We start from the raw sequence: 14,375 nt of genomic DNA on the forward strand, positions 1-14,375 counted from the left end.
TATTGCGGATTTAGGGGTGTTTCCGGACGAGGGTTCACTCGGTCGCTGCGCCGATGCGTTGGCGGACGACTTCGAACAGCATCACGGCCGCAGCGGCCGAGACGTTGAGCGATTCGATGCGGCCGATGAGCGGAATGGCCAGTCGTTCGTCGCAGAGTTTGAGCACCTCCTTCGAGATACCGGTCTCCTCGGCGCCCATTACGAGCGCGGTCGGACGACGCAGGTCGGCGTCGTAGAGCAGTTTGCGGCTCTTTTCGGTGGCGGCGACCACCTGGAACCCTTCGGCCTGCAACGTTTTGAGCGTGTTGCGGATCGAGCCGACGCGGCAGACGGGGATCGTCGTGAGCGCGCCGGCCGATGCTCGGATCGCTTCGGCGTTGACCGGTGCGGAATTTTTGAGCGGCGCGATGAGCCCGTGCGCGCCGGCGCACTCGGCCGAGCGGGCGATCGCGCCGAAGTTGCGCACGTCGGTCACGCCGTCGAAGACCACCACCAGCGGCGTCTCGTCGTCGGGGACACGTTCGAGGATATCGTCGAGCTGCACGTATGCGATCGCGGCGATCTGCGCCACGACGCCCTGGTGATTGCCGCGTACGAGCCGGTTGAGCTTCTCGACGGGCACCTCCTGCACGCGCACGCGGTGGCGCAGGCAGAGGTCGCGCAGCTCGGTCATCAGCTGCCCTTCGGCGCCTTTGCGGATGTAGAGTTTTTCGATCTCTCGTCCGGCTTCGATGGCCTCCACCACGGGGCGGATGCCGAAAATCAGGTTGTTATCCATAGCGTAATGTCATTTCGTTTTCAGGACCCGCTCCACGAGCCGTTCGATTTTGCGTCTGGCGGCTTCGGGCAGATGACCGTCGAGCGCTTTGGTGCCTGCGATCTCGACCGAGCGGATGCGCATGCCTCCCGTCGAGAGCACTTCGCGCACGCTGCGCACGGCGCCCCGGCTCTGGCGGAAGAGCAGATTGAAGGGCCACGGCGTGGTGCAGGCGGCGATGACGACGGCCTGCCGCCCTTTGAGACGCGGCTGCGGAATTCCGCGCGGGGATTCGCCCATGAAGACCGGCACGAGCCGTTCGAAGAGCAGTTTCAGCCGCGCGGCCATCCCGCCCCAGTAGGTCGGTGTCCCGACGACGAGCAGGTCGGCGCGGCGGATCGCTTCGCCCAACTCGTGCGCCGCATCGTGCGGCAGCGGACAGACGCCGGTCGCGCGGCAGCGCATACATCCCGTGCAGGGGGCGATCGGCGCACGGTAGAGCTCGGCCTTGACCGTTTCCGCTCCGGCCTGCCGGGCCGTCGAGGCCGCTGCGTCGAGCGCCTGCGAGACGATCCCCGCGGGGCGGGGCGATGCATTGAGCAGCAGTACGTTCATCGGGAGGTCAGCCGTTTTCGGTGATTTCGAGTTCGTAGGAGGCCTTCTCCCACTCGTGCATCAGGTGGTCGTAGTGCGCTTTGAGGTCGTCGTAGGCCTTGTAGTCGGCTTCGTCGTAGGCGGTCGCGGCGGCGAAGCGGGCATCGTAATCGGCGATCCGCCGTTCCGTTTCGGCCAACTCCGTCTCGATGCTTTCGACGGCACGGCGCAGTTTGCGCAGCAGCTTCTCCTGCTCTTTTTTCTGCTCGTAGGTCAGCTTCGGCGCCTCGGTTTTCGGTGCGGCGGCGGGTGCGGGCGCCTCCTTGCGCTCGACGTCGCGCAGCGAATCGAGCTTGCGCTTTTCGAGGAAGTAGTAGATGCCGCCCAGGTACTCCTTCACACCGCCGTCGCGGAACTCGTAGACCTTGTCGACGATACCGTCCAGGAACTCGCGGTCGTGCGAAACGACCACCACCGTGCCGTCGTATTTCTGCAAGGCGCGTTTGAGGATGTCCTTCGAGCGCATGTCCATGTGGTTCGTCGGCTCGTCGAGCACCAGCAGATTATAGGGTTCGAGCATCAGGCGCGCCATGGCCAGCCGCGAGCGTTCGCCGCCCGAGAGCACCTTGACCTTCTTGTCGACCTCTTCGCCGCGGAAGAGGAAGGCGCCCAGGATGTCGCGCAGGCGGGTGCGGATGTCGCCCACGGCCACGCGGTCGAGCGTGTCGTAGACGGTGAATTCGCCCTCCATCAGGTCGTCCTGATTCTGGGCGTAGTACCCGACGCGGACGTTGGCGCCCAGCCGGATCGACCCTTCGGTCGGCGCGAGCTGGCCGATGAGCATTCGCGCGAAGGTCGTCTTGCCCTCGCCGTTGCGGCCCACGAGCGCGATCTTCTGCCCGCGTTCGATGGTGAAGTCGGCGCCCGAGAAGACGTGTTTCGCCCCGAACGACATGCCGGCTTCCTTCACTTCGGCCACGATCTGTCCCGAGCGGGGCGCGGGCGGAAACTTGATGTTGAGCGTGGCGGCGTCCTCCTCGTCGACCTCGATGCGCTCGATGCGTTCGAGCTGTTTGATGCGCGACTGCACCTGGTTCGACTTGGTGGGCTTGTAGCGGAACTTCTCGATGAACTCTTCGGTCTTCTCGATCATCCGCTGCTGGTTCTCGTAGGCGGCCAGCTGTTGCGCACGCCGTTCGGCGCGCAGCACGACGTATTTCGAGTAGGGCACCTTGTAGTCGTAGATCTTGCCCAGCGACAGTTCGACGGTGCGTGTGGTGACGTTGTCCAGAAAGGCGCGGTCGTGCGAAATGACGAGCACGGCGCCGTTGTAGCTTTTCAGATACTCCTCCAACCACTGGATCGACTCGATGTCCAGATGGTTGGTCGGTTCGTCCAGCAGGAAGATCGAGGGGCGTCGCAGCAGCAGTTTGGCCAGCTCGATGCGCATGCGCCAGCCGCCAGAGAACTCGGAGGTGGCGCGGCCGAAATCCGACCGCTTGAAACCCAGTCCCAGCAGCGTCTTTTCGATGTCGGCGTCGCGCGTCTCGCCGCCGAGGATGTGGTAGTGATCCTGCGCGTCGTTCAACCGGTGCAGCAACGCTTCGTAGGCGGGCGATTCGTAGTCGGTGCGCTCGGCGATTTCGCGTGTCAGGGCGGCGATTTCGGCTTCGAGCGCCAGCACCTCTTTGAAGGCCGATGCCGTCTCCTCGACGAGCGTCGTCGTGTCGGCGACCTTCATCTGCTGCGGCAGGTAGCCCACCGTGCATTCGCCGTTTTTGGAGACCGCGCCCGACGTGGGCTGCTGCTCGCCGACGATGAGTTTGAGCAGTGTGGTTTTGCCCGCGCCGTTTTTGCCCACCAGACCGATGCGGTCTTTGGGATTGATCAGAAACGAGATATTATCGAACAGCGTCCAGCCGCCGTAACTTACCGTGAGATTATCGAGCGAAATCATGGATGACGAACAGGGTAAAACTTGGTTGTGTCGCGCACGTGCGCGATTCCGACGACAAAGGTAACGAATTTAATCCGATATATCGGTTTGCGGCCGGATTTTTACCGTGCGGCAGGGCTGTTTCCGGAGTGCGGGCTGCGGCTCTTCGGGTTTTGACCGAAGAGCGAATCTTTTAAAATCGTATTTTAGCGGGTTCCGGCCTGCGGAAATGCACTTCTTCCGCAGAAAAAATCGATTCTTACTTCGGGAAGCATCCCGCACCTCCGATTCGGCGTTTCCTGCGAGCAGCAGTTTTTACCACCTTTTGACACCAAAAGGTGGCACCAAAAGTGTCCGCCAGGCGAAAAGCTCGGGGAACGGCCGCCGGATGCACCTAAAACGCTACTCGGCAAGCTCGCGCCCGCGTTTTCGACGGCGCATCCGCCGCCCGTTCTTCTTCCCGTTTTTTCGCAATGCGGAGTCTGTTGTGCGCTGCGCGCAACTGAGATTATTTGTTTGCGTCCGTACATGGCAGATCTACGGCCTGCGGGATTGCACTGCGAAAATAGCGGATGAAGTGACGTCATCGGCGCGAGCGCCCGGAGCGGGAGTGCAAAACAGCGGAGTCTTTTGTGCCCGCTCAGCGAGCGCGGGTGTCGACACCCGCTACTTTTCGCCGTGCTTGATCTTTCGGTGCTTTTGGATCAAGCCAAAAGCATAAGGAAAAGAATTTTAAGAGAAGATAAACTTTCCGATCCGTTTCCTCCTCCGCTGCAATGCGGCGTTTGTTGTGCGCTCCGCGCAGCCATAGATTATTTGCTTCCCAAACTTTTTCGTATTTTCGGTTGCCTCTTAGATACTCCCGCTCGGCAAAACGCAAACGGGTTTGCTTTTGCCCCCGCTTATTCGTATCTTCGTGCCTCGAATAATTCGTCTGGAATGGAAGATCGTCTTGAAAAATATTTGCGCTTTATCCGCGAGGTCGAACGGCTCAAATCGGTCGAGCGGACTGCCTGGACGACGAGCGGGCGGCGCGAAAGCACGGCCGAACACTCGTGGCGGCTCGCGTTGCTTGCGATGGTGCTGTGCGGCGAATATCCGCGGCTGGACCGGCTGCGGGTGCTGCAACTCGCGCTGGTACACGATTTGGGCGAGACCTACGACGGGGACATACCGGCCGTAGCGCAGGGCGATCCCGCTGCGAAGGAGCGCGTGGAACGCGCGGCCGTGGAGCGGTTGGCCGGTTGCCTGCCCGAAGGGGCGGGACGGGAGCTGCGCGGAGTGTGGGAGGAGTACGAGGCGTGCCGGACGCCCGAAGCGAAGTTGGTGAAGGCGCTGGACAAGGCCGAAACCATTCTGCAACACAATCAAGGGCAGAACCCTTCCGGTTTCGACTACGAATTCAATCTGGGGTACGGGGCGGAGTGGTTCCGTGCGGACGAGATGCTGCAACGTTTGCGCGGCCTGCTCGACGCCGACACCCTCCGGCATCTGGAAAAATGACGGTTTGCGGTCGTGAAATGCGGCGTGGCGCACGGAACACCGTGCGCCACGCCGCCGTTTCATACGTCGAGCATCCGTTCGATTTCGGTCTTGGGATCGTCGGCGCCGAAGACGGCGTTGCCCGCTACCAGTACATCGGCGCCCGTATCGAAGAGCAGGCGGGCGTTGTGCGCCGAGATGCCGCCGTCGACCTCGATCAGCGTCGACAAGCCCGCTTCGTCGATCGTGCGCCGCAACTGTGCGATCTTACCCAGTGCGCCGTCCATGAACTTTTGTCCGCCGAAGCCCGGTTCGACGCTCATCACGAGCACCAAGTCGAGCGACGGCAGCAGGTCGCGCAGCACTTCGACCGAGGTGGCCGGCTTGATCGAGATGCCGGCCCGCGCCCCTGCGGCGTGGATTTCGTCGATGCAGCGGTGTGCGGCGTTGGTGGCTTCGTAGTGAAACGTCACGATGTCGGAGCCCGCTTCGACGAAGCGCTTGACGTAGCGTTCGGGTTCGACGATCATCAGGTGTACGTCGAGCGGTTTGGTCGTCGCCTGCCGGATGAATTTCAGGACGGGGAATCCGAACGAGATGTTGGGAACGAAGACGCCGTCCATTACGTCGATATGTATCCATTGGGCGGCACTTTTGTCGATCATCCGCGTGTCGCGGTCGAGGTGGCCGAAATCGGCCGAAAGCATGGAGGGGGCGATAATGCGTTGCATAGTCGAATTATTGGAACGAAGACCGTGCCGAGCCGTGTGCGCAAACGATTGCGGGATGCTGCCCGTCTTCGCCGGAGTTTTGTTTTTGCAAAGATACGAATAAGCGAGGGCAATGTCAAATTTATTTGGACATTGCCGAGCGGGAGTGTCTGTGCCGCCGGCCGAAATGGCGGCCTCCGTACGCGAAGGTCTCGGCCCGCGCGGCGCGGAAGCGCTGCTGTGTGCAGGCGTTTCCGTGTTTCTTCGTGACGGATGATGCGGATGGTTCCGATTTTTAATTTCTTCGGGGGCGAACGCTTGCCGGAACGCATCCGATTTCGTACATTTGCCTTCGTATGGAGACACTGTTGATTCTGATTGCCGCGGCGGCGGGCGGCGGTTGCATTGCAGCCGTCGTATCGTGGTCGCGGGCGAAAACGGTTGCGGCCGATGCCGCTACGGCGCGCGAGGTCGCCGAACGGCACGCCGCCGAAGCGGAAGAGCGGCTGGCCGCGTCCGAACGGGAGTCGCGCGCGGCGCGCGAGCGGGCCGAAGCCGAGATCCGCACGCTGATCGAAGCGCGCACCAAAGCCGAAGCGGCAGCCGAGGCGCTGGAACGCAAGATCAGGGAGGGCAAAGCCGAGCGGGAGCAGGCCGAGGAGTTGTTGCGCGTGCAGTTCCGCAACCTCGCCAACGATATTCTGAGCGAACAGACGCGCCATTTCAAGGAGACGAACCGCGAAGCGCTCGACCTGCTGCTGAAACCTTTCAAAGAGAATATCGCCGATTTCCGCACGCGCGTCGAGCAGATCTATTCGACCGAACGCGAGCAGCACGGCGAGTTGAAGGGTGAATTGAAGAACCTCATGGAGCTCAACCGCCGCATCACGGCCGAGACGACCAATCTGACCAACGCCCTCAAAGGGAATTCCAAGGTGCAGGGCGACTGGGGTGAGATGATCCTGGCGACGATTCTCGACAATTCGAACCTTATCCGCGGCGTGCATTACGACTGTCAGGTGACGATCAAGGACGACGAGGGCAATAACCAGCGCCCCGACGTGGTGTTGTACCTGCCCGAAGGCAAACGCATCGTCATCGACTCGAAGGTCTCGCTCACGGCCTACGTGGAGTGGGTCGGTGCCGAGGAGGAGGCTGCGCGGACGCGTTATCTGGCGGCGCACGTCGCGTCGGTGCGGCAGCATGTGAACGAACTGAGCCGCAAGGAGTACCAGCGGTTGTTGGAGTCGCCCGACTTCGTCATCATGTTCATTCCCAACGAACCGGCCTTCCTGGCGGCCATGCAGCATGACAGCGCCATCTGGAGCGACGCCTACGAGCGTAAGGTCATCATTTCGTCGCCTACGAACCTCTTCGCGCTGCTGAAACTCGTCGACGACCTGTGGCGGCGCAACGAGCAGTCGCGCAACCAGGAGCAGATCATCAAATACGGCACGACGCTCTACGAGCAGTTCGTGGCCTTCGCCGCATCGCTCGAAGGGGTGGGGCAGGCGCTCGACCTGGCGCGCGCCAAATATGACGACGCCTACAAGCGGCTCCACACGGGCAACAACAACATCGTCCGTACGGGCGAACGGCTGCGTCGGTTGGGGCTTCCGACCGCGAAACGTCCTTCGCGGCGGTTGTTGGACGAAACGGACGGACTGGATGCCGAGGAGGAGCTGCCGGCGGCAGGCGACGGCGGACATGACCGGCAGTGATACGATGGGCGGCGGAATGTACGGTTCGGATAGAGACGGGGTGCGTGCGGCGTTCGCGGACGGTGCCGTTTCGTTCTGGGAGGCGCTCGACGCGCTGGTCGGCGGGGCGGAGATCGTCGTCGACCGTCCGCGCGGTTCGCATCATCCCGATTTCCCGGAGTTCGTCTACGAACTGGATTACGGCTATCTGAAAGGGACAACTTCGGCCGACAGCGAGGGGATCGATGTCTGGATCGGCAGCGATCCCCGTCGGCAGGTGACCGGTGCGCTCTGTACGGTCGATCTGGTGAAGCACGACGCCGAACTGAAAATTCTCGTCGGCTGTACGGCCGGCGATTGTGCCGTGATCCGGCGTTTTTACCGCACGCCGCTCTCGGCGGTGCGGATTCTGCGGCGCAAAAAGCCGTAGCGGGCTGCCCGCACTTTCGGACAGCGGGGTTTCAGCAGGTAAATCAAAAGATTTTTTGCAGCAGCAGTTCGTCGGCCCAGCCGTCGGGCGTGCGGCGCCATTCCCGCTTGCGGCCGCACTCGACGAATCCCGCACGGCGGAAGAGGGTGAGGCTGGCGGCGTTGTCGGGCGCCACGCTGCACCACAGTTGATGCAGGCCGAGCACCTGCCGTGCATAGCGGCAGAGTACGTCCAGCGCATCCGATGCGAACCCGCGTCCACGGTCGCCGGCGCCGTGGATCAGGATGCCGATGCCGGCGCGCAGGTCGACGGGTTCGAACTCGAAGAGGTCGACCAGTCCTACGGCGCGGCCGTCGAGTGTCTCGACGACCAGCCGCAACTGCCGTGCGGCGTAGAGGTCGAAGCGCTGTTCGTCGAGGAAACGCCTGAGCGTGTGCCGCGAAAAGGGCGCGAGCGTTCCGCTGACGCCCCACACGGCTGGGTCGTTCTCCCACACGTAGAGCAGGTCGACGTCTTCGGCTTCGAGTGCGCGCAGGCGCGTGAGTTCTCCTTCGAGAGACATGGATCGATGAAAAAGCGGAGACCCGCAACGACAGAAATCGCCTTTTGCGAGTCTCCGCGGATGAATCTTATGTTCAGAGGCCGATGACCTGATTGCGGATCAGCATCGCTACGCCCCATGCATTGGCGTTCTCGTTGAGTTTCGAGAGGCGGAACTTCGTATCCTTGTAGACGAGGTTGAGCGAATACTTGTTGGTCGAGGACTTCAACGGCAGCATGATGTAGTCGCCCGCTGCGGCCATGTTGCCGCCGACGATCACCGTCTCGGGGTTGAAGATGTTGATGAGAAAGGCGACGGCCTTGCCGATCTTCTCGCCCGCCTCCTCGATCAGCTCGATCGAGAGGTTGTCGTCGTTCTTCGCTGCGGCGATGATGTCGTCGATGTGGATCGGCTCCTTGCGGTCGTACTTTTCGCGCAGGATGGTGTTGACGCCCTTCTCGATGAGCGAGCAGATTTTCTCCTCGATGGCGATACCCGACACCTCGGTTTCCAGGCAGCCTTTCTTGCCGCAGGCGCAGATCTTCTCGTTGTCGAAGAAGGGGATGTGGCCGAATTCGCCCGCGAAGCCGCTCTTGCCGTAGTAGAGTTTGCCCTCCATGACGATGCCGATGGCGATACCGCGGCCCAGATGCAGGTAGAGCATGTCGTTCTCGTCCTTCGCCTTGCCGCAGCTGTACTCCGCATAGCAGCGTGCGCGGGTGTCGTTCTCGAAGAGGGTGCGGATACCGACCCGCTCTTCGATGATTTCGCGCATCGACTCCTCGCTCGAAGTGAAATATTTGTAGCTGCGGCCCGTGGTCGGATTCACGCGGCCCGTCATGCAGACGCCCAGACCGAGGATCTTGCCGCGATCCACCCCGCACGAGGATACGAACTCCTCGATGTTGGTGCAGATGCGGTCGAGGCATTGCGGCCGGTCGAGAAGTTCGAACGTGGGGTCCATTTGTTCCAGAATGATGTTGTTTTGCAGATCGGTGACCACATAGCCCATGAAATCGCGGCCGACGTTGACGCCGACGAAGTAGATCGCGGAGTTGGCCAGGCCGTAGATGTTGGGCCGCCGTCCGCCGGGGGTCTCCACCTTGCCGTTGTCGGTGACGATGTTCTCCTCGACGAGTTCCTGTACCAGTTTGGTGATGGTCGGCACGGAGATATGCAGCTGCTTGGTCAGCTCCGAAAGCGTGCATTCGCCGTTGACGGCCATGTGGGCGATAATGTTCCGTTTGATGATGCTGTTCTTGTGCGAAATGCCTTTGAGCGCGTCATCTTCGTGTTTGTTGAAAAATTCTGTTAACGATGTCATGGGAAGAAGATGTTCCGATAGTCTTTTGCTATTTTCTGCAAATATATAAACTTTATTTTTAAAAACGGAAGAATATTTGAAATTTTTTAAGAATCCGTGGCGTTTATTTTCGATGTAAAAAAAGAACCGTTTGATATACAAACGGTTCTTTTTGTAATATGGATGCGGCGCCGGAACTCAGAGCGTCGAGCGGGACTCGGCGGCGGCTTCGGCGTTGACCTTCTTGATAAGGCCTTGGAGCACGTTGCCGGGGCCGAGTTCGGTGAACTCCGTCGCGCCGTCGGCGAGCATGTTCCGCACGATCTGGGTCCAGCGGACGGGAGCCGTGAGCTGGGCGATGAGGTTCTCGCGGATAACGGCCGGATCGGTCCGGGGTTTGGCGTCTACGTTCTGATAGATCGGGCAGACGGGCGTATGGATCGGCGCTTCGGCGATCGCCTCGGCCAGTTCGGCGCGTGCGGGCTCCATCAGCGGCGAGTGGAACGCCCCGCCGACGGGCAGGCGCAGGGCGCGGCGTGCGCCTGCGGCTTTGAGTTTCTCGCAGGCGGCGTCGACCGCTTCGACGGCGCCCGAAATCACGAGCTGCCCCGGGCAGTTGTAGTTGGCGGCCACGACCACGCCGTCGGTTTCGGCACAAGCCTGTTCGACCACTTCGTCGGCAAGGCCCAGAATGGCGGCCATCGTACCCGGCTGCGCCTCGCAGGCGGCCTGCATGGCCAGGGCGCGCTTCGATACCAGGCGCAGGCCGTCCTCGAACGAGAGGGCTCCGGCTACGACCAGTGCCGAGAATTCGCCCAGCGAGTGGCCGGCTACCATGTCGGGCCCGACGCCCAGCGCCTTGGCCAGAATGACCGAGTGGAGGAAGACGGCGGGCTGCGTCACCTTGGTCTGCTTCAATTCGTCGGGCGTGCCGGCGAACATGATGTCGGTGATGCGGAAGCCGAGGATTTCGTTGGCCTGCTCGAAAAGCGCTTTGGCCTCGGGAACGTTATCGTAGAGGTCTTTGCCCATGCCGACGGCCTGAGCTCCCTGACCCGGAAAAACATACGCGTGTTTCATCGTTTTGTCTGATTTTAGCGTTAACGGGCGCAAAGATAGAATTTTTTTCCTACTTTTGCAACGCGAAGGTTCCGCAGGGAAGTCCGCCTTTCCATAGGATCAAAAGGGAATGCAGTGAAAATCTGCAACAGTCCCGCTGCTGTGAGTCCATTTTTTTCGGACGGCATGAAGCCACTGACCGCATGTCGGGAAGGCGCCGTCCGGCGACGAGTCAGAAGACCTGCCTTCGACCTCTTTCCCGAAAAGGGACGGATGCCGCCTGCGAGTGACAGACGATATTCGACCGCCGATACGTTATGAAGGGGTGTGACGCCCTTCGGTGTTCGCTGTCCGAAATCCTGTCGCGGGGCGCTTTCCGGCAGGGAGGGGAGTTGAGGACACTTTTAATCTAATTCATAAATTGAAGAGAGAAATGAAAATGATGAAACGAACGCTGCTCATGGCGGCAGCCGTGCTGGCGTTGGCCGCCTGCTCGGACGATGACGGCCCCGACGGCCCTCAGCTGGTGACCGAAACGGTGACTTTCGAAGATGCGACGCTGAATACCAGCGGAATCCTGACGGGCGAAAAGCTTGCGGAAGAGGTGACCGGCGATACCGGAACCTACAAGGAGTACTCCGGTACGTTCTATACGTCGGGGACGGCTTCGTTCCAGTGCTATTATTCCGATCAGTGGGGTTCTTCCTACACGGCCGGATTCACCGTGTCGAACAATACCAACATGGAGACGCCCGGATTCGGAAATCAGTACAGCGTCTACGCCAAGGGCGGAGCGAAGGATTCCAAGAAGTTCGCCGTGGGCTACTACGATTCGTACAATGCTTCGCAGGGAAAGGCGGGAGCCGTGCCGACGGTGACCTTCTCGAAGAAGGTCAACCCGCTGAACATCTGGATCAGCAACAGCACCTATGCTTTCCGCTGGTGGACTTTGGGTGAAGGCGATATGGCGGGAACGATCGCACCTCCCGAGAAGGTCGACGCGATCCTCTCGATGAGGGGTTACGCCGACGGTACGCTCAAAAAGGAGGTCGCGTTCAAGCTCGTCGACGAGGAGAAGGGGCTGGTCGTCGACGAGTGGACGAATGTCGACCTGACGCCGCTGGGCTGGGTGGACAAGATCGAGTTCCACTTCGTCTGCGAGAACGTAAATGCTCCGGCCTATTTCTGTATCGACGATCTGACGGTGGCCACGGAGTTGAATTATTGACGTGCGCGGTTCCCGGAATCGGAAGAGGCCTCTCCGCTGCGGCGGAGAGGCCTCTTCCATTATTTACTGCGGTATTGCTGAAAGCAACTATATAATATAATTTTACGTCTCGCCGGTCGCCGGTTTTTCGAGCCGTTGCACACGACTGCCTGTCGGTTCACTCGCGGCCGTGCCGTGTTTGCAGATTGCCCCTCCCCGCCTTGGCGGGACTCCGGGCAAGGTCTGCCTGGATGGCGGGGCTTTGGAAGAGCGGCGGTGTAGAATGGCATGTAGTTGTCTTGCTAAAATTCCATATGCCGATGGCTACGATCCGTGTTCGGTCGGATAACGAACGTGGTACTTCCGGAGAGAGCGATGCTGACGACGTTTCTGCCATGACAGTCTGGCAAGACGGCTGTTGTTCTCGCCTGCCGACCGCAGTTCGGAAAGGGTGGATCCGCAACCGTATCTGCGAACAGCGGTAAGCGGGAACGGAAGGATTCCCGAACGGCGGTACATCTATACTAACTAAATAATATCTGAAAATCGAATTTGACGAGAAGGCTTATCGAACCACGAAGTATCATGCTCTCCTTGACGTGATCTATCGGCAACCGATGGATTGAGAAGAACAAAAAAGAAGACTTCTCAGAAAATTCTGAAAAGTCTTCTTTGGTACCCCCTCAGGGGCTCGAACCCTGGACCCCAACATTAAGAGTGTCGTGCTCTACCAACTGAGCTAAAGAGGCATCAATCGTTATCCGATTGCGAATGCAAAGGTAGGAATAATTTTTTAATCTCCAAAAAACTTTCGAAAAAAAAATTACAGGTCGAGCCGGTCGCTGTTCCATTCGCCGCCCGATTCGGTGTAGATGACCGGCCGGTCGGGTTCCAACTCTTTCAGGCGCAAATAGCTCTCGTAGAGGTTGATGCCGTTGGCCGACTCGCGGGCGAGCGAGAATGCGACGATCGACGGGTGACGCTTCACGGCGTGGTAGTGCTGTTGCGTGCGGTCGAGGTAGGCGTCGAGCCACTGCGGATCGTTCGATGGATTGCCTCCCTCCTTGCGCGATAGTCCCGCGCGGCTCGTGTCGATCGGCAATTGGTCGACGACATAGAATCCCAGCGAATCGCAACGGTTCAGCAGCTCGCGTGAGAGGCGTCCCGCAGGCAGCCGCAGCGTGTTGTAACCCAATTTTCTGAGCGTATCCAGTTCGCCGCTCTGCGGTTCGGCCTCGAACTCCTTGACGCGCAGCTCGGCGGGTTCCCCGTTGACGAGCAGCCGCCCCTTGTCGGCCGCTACCGTGCGGAATCCGACCTTGACGGGGACGTATTCGTTGATCCGCCCTTCGAAACGCGTCTTCACGATCAGCGTGTAGAGGTTCGGCTGTCCGGCGCTCCACATCTGCGAACGGGGTACGACCTGCATGATGCGCACCGTATCCTCGCGGCGCATGTCGAGCGTGAGATCCTTGTAGCCGTCGAGCACCTTCGTCGAGTCGGGGGCGATGAGTTCGTAGTAGACGCGTGTGGTCTTGGGATTGAGCGAGTGGGTCTTCATGACGATACCCAGCCCCAGCACGCCGTTGTTGCCGTCGTCGGCGAGCGCAGCGTCGACCACGACGTCGCGCACGCGCATCTTGGGCTGGGCCATGACGTAGCATTCTCCCAATGCGGGATTGGCTTCGGGATTGCGCTGCAACGCATCGGCGACCGCCGGTGCGAAGAGCGTGACGGTCACCCGGTTTTTCCCTTCCGTGGCCAGACGGGTGATGTCGAAGTCGGCCGGCGTCGCGCCGTCCTGCACATATCCCGCACGTTTGCCGTTGACCGTCACCTCGTAGGACGATCCTGCCGAGGCCACGTGCAGGAAGAGTTCGCGGTCGATCCATGCGAAGGGCATGGTGAACTCGCCCGTGAGCAGACGCCCCGATTCGTTGCGCTCCTCCTGCCAGTCGGCGACCGGGCGCAGGTAGCGCGATGCGGCGCGGTCGAAGGTCAGCGCGTCGGACAGCGTGGAGTAGGCCACGATCTCGCTGCGGGGGGCGTCGCGGTCGATGGCCACCGTCGCGGGCGAGTCGTAGGACTGGGCGGCGGCGCCGAGCGTCGAAAAGAGGGCTGTGACGAGGGGAATGTATCGCATAATTCGTATATTTGTCCTGCGTAAAGTTACAAATTTTTTCGGAACACGATGTCTTCGTACCCCAAATTGAATTTTCCTGCGGTCAAATTGCGTGCCTCGCGGCGCGGCGACCGGACGCTCGTGTGGGACGATCTGCGGGCGATGTGGCTGGTGCTCACACCCGAAGAGTGGGTGCGCCGTCACCTGATCGCCTACCTCGAAACGGGGTGCGGCGCAGCCCGTCGGCGCATCGTGCAGGAGTATCCGGTGGCGATGAACGGTGCGCCGCAGCGGGCCGATGTGGTGGTGGTGGACGATGATGCGCAGCCGTTGGTGCTCTGCGAATGCAAAGCGCCCGAAATACCGATCGACCGGCATGTGCTGGCGCAGGCCGTGCGCTACAACTCGGTGCTCGGCGCCCGCTATCTGGTGCTGACCAACGGCCGGTCGCATTATTGTTACGAACTCGTAGAAGGCGAGTATCGCCAGTGCGACCGCTTCCCTTCGATCGGTTCCGGCATGGGCGACTGAGGC

Annotated in this window: 14 protein-coding genes, 1 tRNA gene and 1 riboswitch; of the genes, 5 read left to right on the forward strand and 10 right to left on the reverse strand. The window is 60.7% G+C overall.

What is annotated here, in order from left to right:
• Positions 1-34: 34 nt before the first annotated feature.
• From rlmB to FMF02_RS09950, 4 genes are all read right to left on the reverse strand, one after another.
• Positions 35-778, reverse strand: coding sequence for a 23S rRNA (guanosine(2251)-2'-O)-methyltransferase RlmB (gene rlmB / locus FMF02_RS09935; RefSeq protein WP_019129944.1), 744 nt, complete (start codon positions 776-778; stop codon positions 35-37).
• Positions 779-787: 9 nt separating this feature from the next.
• Positions 788-1,372 carry a flavodoxin family protein gene (locus FMF02_RS09940; RefSeq protein WP_141413035.1) on the reverse strand — a complete coding sequence of 195 codons (585 nt, stop codon included), beginning with the start codon at positions 1,370-1,372 and terminating at the stop codon, positions 788-790.
• A 7-nt stretch (positions 1,373-1,379) separates the two neighbouring features.
• On the reverse strand, positions 1,380-3,308 hold the full coding sequence (abc-f, locus tag FMF02_RS09945; RefSeq protein WP_019129942.1) for a ribosomal protection-like ABC-F family protein: 1,929 nt from the start codon (positions 3,306-3,308) through the stop codon (positions 1,380-1,382).
• Positions 3,309-3,927: 619 nt separating this feature from the next.
• On the reverse strand, positions 3,928-4,167 hold the full coding sequence (locus FMF02_RS09950) for a hypothetical protein (protein ID WP_141413036.1): 240 nt from the start codon (positions 4,165-4,167) through the stop codon (positions 3,928-3,930).
• A gap of 59 nt (positions 4,168-4,226) precedes the next feature.
• Between FMF02_RS09950 and FMF02_RS09955 the strand changes: the two genes are divergently transcribed.
• Entirely contained in the window at positions 4,227-4,790 is a 564-nt protein-coding gene (locus FMF02_RS09955; protein WP_019129941.1) for an HD domain-containing protein, read from the forward strand.
• A 59-nt stretch (positions 4,791-4,849) separates the two neighbouring features.
• On the opposite strand, the gene rpe is transcribed toward FMF02_RS09955, so the two are convergent.
• Complete coding sequence (gene rpe, locus FMF02_RS09960) at positions 4,850-5,500, reverse strand: ribulose-phosphate 3-epimerase (protein WP_141413037.1); 651 nt, start codon at positions 5,498-5,500, stop codon at positions 4,850-4,852.
• Positions 5,501-5,835: 335 nt separating this feature from the next.
• Between rpe and FMF02_RS09965 the strand changes: the two genes are divergently transcribed.
• Complete coding sequence (locus FMF02_RS09965; protein ID WP_141413038.1) at positions 5,836-7,200, forward strand: DNA recombination protein RmuC; 1,365 nt, start codon at positions 5,836-5,838, stop codon at positions 7,198-7,200.
• Positions 7,148-7,609 carry an inorganic pyrophosphatase gene (locus tag FMF02_RS09970; protein ID WP_229090184.1) on the forward strand — a complete coding sequence of 154 codons (462 nt, stop codon included), beginning with the start codon at positions 7,148-7,150 and terminating at the stop codon, positions 7,607-7,609. Before FMF02_RS09965 ends, FMF02_RS09970 begins: the two co-directional genes overlap by 53 nt.
• A gap of 43 nt (positions 7,610-7,652) precedes the next feature.
• On the opposite strand, the gene FMF02_RS09975 is transcribed toward FMF02_RS09970, so the two are convergent.
• The 3 genes from FMF02_RS09975 to fabD form a co-directional block, all read right to left on the reverse strand.
• Positions 7,653-8,171, reverse strand: coding sequence for a GNAT family N-acetyltransferase (locus FMF02_RS09975; RefSeq protein ID WP_141413039.1), 519 nt, complete (start codon positions 8,169-8,171; stop codon positions 7,653-7,655).
• 73 nt (positions 8,172-8,244) lie between these two features.
• Positions 8,245-9,474: an ROK family transcriptional regulator gene (locus FMF02_RS09980; protein ID WP_019129936.1), complete on the reverse strand. Its 1,230-nt coding sequence runs from the start codon at positions 9,472-9,474 to the stop codon at positions 8,245-8,247.
• A 177-nt stretch (positions 9,475-9,651) separates the two neighbouring features.
• Entirely contained in the window at positions 9,652-10,533 is an 882-nt protein-coding gene (gene fabD / locus FMF02_RS09985) for an ACP S-malonyltransferase (RefSeq protein WP_019129935.1), read from the reverse strand.
• A gap of 49 nt (positions 10,534-10,582) precedes the next feature.
• A riboswitch (cobalamin riboswitch) is annotated at positions 10,583-10,775 on the forward strand.
• 170 nt (positions 10,776-10,945) lie between these two features.
• On the opposite strand from fabD, the gene FMF02_RS09990 reads away from it, so the two are divergent.
• The gene (locus FMF02_RS09990; protein ID WP_141413040.1) at positions 10,946-11,740 is read left to right on the forward strand and encodes a DUF4465 domain-containing protein; all 795 of its coding nucleotides are present in this window, start codon (positions 10,946-10,948) and stop codon (positions 11,738-11,740) included.
• A 652-nt stretch (positions 11,741-12,392) separates the two neighbouring features.
• On the opposite strand, the gene FMF02_RS09995 is transcribed toward FMF02_RS09990, so the two are convergent.
• Together FMF02_RS09995 and FMF02_RS10000 are read right to left on the reverse strand one after the other, a co-directional pair.
• Positions 12,393-12,468: transfer RNA gene (locus FMF02_RS09995), tRNA-Lys, on the reverse strand.
• Between the two features lie 74 nt (positions 12,469-12,542).
• Positions 12,543-13,862 (reverse strand): glycoside hydrolase family 2 TIM barrel-domain containing protein, encoded by a 1,320-nt coding sequence (locus FMF02_RS10000; protein WP_141413041.1) that lies wholly within the window; start codon positions 13,860-13,862, stop codon positions 12,543-12,545.
• Between the two features lie 48 nt (positions 13,863-13,910).
• Between FMF02_RS10000 and FMF02_RS10005 the strand changes: the two genes are divergently transcribed.
• Entirely contained in the window at positions 13,911-14,372 is a 462-nt protein-coding gene (locus tag FMF02_RS10005; protein WP_141413042.1) for a type I restriction enzyme HsdR N-terminal domain-containing protein, read from the forward strand.
• Positions 14,373-14,375 lie beyond the last annotated feature (3 nt).

Origin of the sequence: Alistipes communis (assembly GCF_006542665.1) — a bacterium.
GTDB classification, from domain to species: Bacteria; Bacteroidota; Bacteroidia; order Bacteroidales; family Rikenellaceae; genus Alistipes; species Alistipes communis.

What these genes read in the sequence shown, in the direction of transcription:
- rlmB (WP_019129944.1), bottom strand. Translation starts at nt 778, where the DNA reads ATGGATAACAACCTGATTTTCGGCATCCGCCCCGTGGTGGAGGCCATC.
- FMF02_RS09940 (WP_141413035.1), bottom strand. Translation starts at nt 1,372, where the DNA reads ATGAACGTACTGCTGCTCAATGCATCGCCCCGCCCCGCGGGGATCGTC.
- abc-f (WP_019129942.1), bottom strand. Translation starts at nt 3,308, where the DNA reads ATGATTTCGCTCGATAATCTCACGGTAAGTTACGGCGGCTGGACGCTG.
- FMF02_RS09955 (WP_019129941.1), top strand. Translation starts at nt 4,227, where the DNA reads ATGGAAGATCGTCTTGAAAAATATTTGCGCTTTATCCGCGAGGTCGAA.
- rpe (WP_141413037.1), bottom strand. Translation starts at nt 5,500, where the DNA reads ATGCAACGCATTATCGCCCCCTCCATGCTTTCGGCCGATTTCGGCCAC.
- FMF02_RS09965 (WP_141413038.1), top strand. Translation starts at nt 5,836, where the DNA reads ATGGAGACACTGTTGATTCTGATTGCCGCGGCGGCGGGCGGCGGTTGC.
- FMF02_RS09970 (WP_229090184.1), top strand. Translation starts at nt 7,148, where the DNA reads ATGCCGAGGAGGAGCTGCCGGCGGCAGGCGACGGCGGACATGACCGGC.
- FMF02_RS09975 (WP_141413039.1), bottom strand. Translation starts at nt 8,171, where the DNA reads ATGTCTCTCGAAGGAGAACTCACGCGCCTGCGCGCACTCGAAGCCGAA.
- FMF02_RS09980 (WP_019129936.1), bottom strand. Translation starts at nt 9,474, where the DNA reads ATGACATCGTTAACAGAATTTTTCAACAAACACGAAGATGACGCGCTC.
- fabD (WP_019129935.1), bottom strand. Translation starts at nt 10,533, where the DNA reads ATGAAACACGCGTATGTTTTTCCGGGTCAGGGAGCTCAGGCCGTCGGC.
- FMF02_RS09990 (WP_141413040.1), top strand. Translation starts at nt 10,946, where the DNA reads ATGAAAATGATGAAACGAACGCTGCTCATGGCGGCAGCCGTGCTGGCG.
- FMF02_RS10000 (WP_141413041.1), bottom strand. Translation starts at nt 13,862, where the DNA reads ATGCGATACATTCCCCTCGTCACAGCCCTCTTTTCGACGCTCGGCGCC.
- FMF02_RS10005 (WP_141413042.1), top strand. Translation starts at nt 13,911, where the DNA reads ATGTCTTCGTACCCCAAATTGAATTTTCCTGCGGTCAAATTGCGTGCC.